We start from the raw sequence: 1411 nt of genomic DNA, 5'->3' as shown, positions 1-1411 counted from the left end.
CCGCCATCGCGCCGGGACCGCAGCCGACGTCGAGGAGGCGGCGCCCGGCGATCGGCGCGAAGGCGTCGAGGACGAGCGAGAGGGTGTCCATGGGCGAGGTCCGCCATCGGTCGAGCCGCACCACCATCGCGGGGCGGGCGCCGCGGCGCAACCGCCCGGGCCCCTTCGATGCCACCGGGACGCCGCGATGGATACGGCCGAGCCGGATCGCGGTTTCAGTCCAGACGTGACGAACCCGCCGCTTCGTGATGGCGAGATCAGTCCTCGCGCCTGTTCACCGGTCCATCGCGCTGATACGATCTTTCTTCCTAACCGAGCCTTCGGTTCTCGTTGCGGACGTCTGGCACCGGACGCCCCGATCGCGGTCGCCTGCGACCGAACGGTCGTTCCCATGGACGCGCAAATCCCATATCGTTGTGGGATAAAATCCCACGGACACCGCACGCAATGCCGCGCTACACCATCGACCTGCATGACGGCGCGCATTTCGTGCGCGACACCGAGGGCTTCGACCTGCCCGACGCCGACGCCGCGCGCGAGAAGCTGGTGCGGATCATGTCGAAGATCGCCCTCGGCTTCACGGCCGTGCCCGAGCGCCAGGACTACCTCGCCGTGGTCCGCGACGAGAACCGGAAAGTGGTCCTGCGCGCCCGCCTCTCCCTCGACATCGAGACGTTCGACGCCGGCTGAGCGCCACGTCCGCGCCGAGGCCGGCGAAGGCGATCACCGATAGAGACTATACGGAGATGCGGTCGCGCCCGTCGAACAAGGCGGAAGGGGCGAGCGTCGCGCCCTCGGCCTTCGGCATTTGTCGCCACCGCGGTATGGGGCCGGCCAGCAAAGCCGGGGGCCGCGAGGCGCGCAGCGAAGGCTGCGTGGTCGCCGCCTTTCGCCGGCGTCGTGATCCTCGCCTAAGCCAGGGGACTCCGGCATCGCCGACGGGAACACCGGATCGCCGGGATGATGTCGCTTGATCGCGAGCGACGCCGAGGCGATGATCGCGCCCATGTCCGACGCCGGCGATCCGCCCACCGCGAAGCCGGCGCCGGCGGTCACGACCCGGGCGGCGACGGCGATCGTGATCGCCGACATGGTCGGGGTCGGCGTCTTCACCAGCCTCGGCTTCCAGGCCGTGGACATCACGTCCGGGTTCACGCTGCTGCTGCTGTGGTTCGTCGGCGGCGTCGTGGCTTTGTGCGGGGCGTTCAGCTACGCCGAGCTTGCCGCGATGTTTCCGCGCTCGAGCGGCGAGTACAACTTCCTGACGCGCGCCTACGGGCCGGCCTTCGGGTTCATGGCCGGCTGGCTCTCGGCGACGGTCGGGTTCAGCGCGCCGGTGGCGCTGGCGGCGATGGCGTTCGGGCAATACGCGCAGGCGATCCTGCCGGGGGCGCCGCCGCTGCCCCTCGGC

The 1411-nt window shown here is 70.4% G+C and carries 2 protein-coding genes; both read left to right on the top strand.

Annotated features, from left to right (window positions below; translation table 11 throughout):
- Nucleotides 1–447: 447 nt before the first annotated feature.
- The gene (locus FV222_RS26115; protein ID WP_147752371.1) at nt 448–690 is read left to right on the top strand and encodes a hypothetical protein; all 243 of its coding nucleotides are present in this window, start codon (nt 448–450) and stop codon (nt 688–690) included.
- A gap of 316 nt (nt 691–1006) precedes the next feature.
- On the top strand, nt 1007–1411 hold a 405-nt coding region (locus tag FV222_RS26110), incomplete at its 3' end, for an amino acid permease (RefSeq protein WP_246685678.1).

It is taken from the genome of Methylobacterium sp. WL103 (assembly GCF_008039885.1).
GTDB classification, from domain to species: Bacteria; Pseudomonadota; Alphaproteobacteria; order Rhizobiales; family Beijerinckiaceae; genus Methylobacterium; species Methylobacterium cerastii.
Note: the sequence above shows the minus strand (reverse complement) of the source record. Positions and strands in the feature narration are given on the sequence as shown.

What these genes read in the sequence shown, in the direction of transcription:
- FV222_RS26115 (WP_147752371.1), top strand. Translation starts at nt 448, where the DNA reads ATGCCGCGCTACACCATCGACCTGCATGACGGCGCGCATTTCGTGCGC.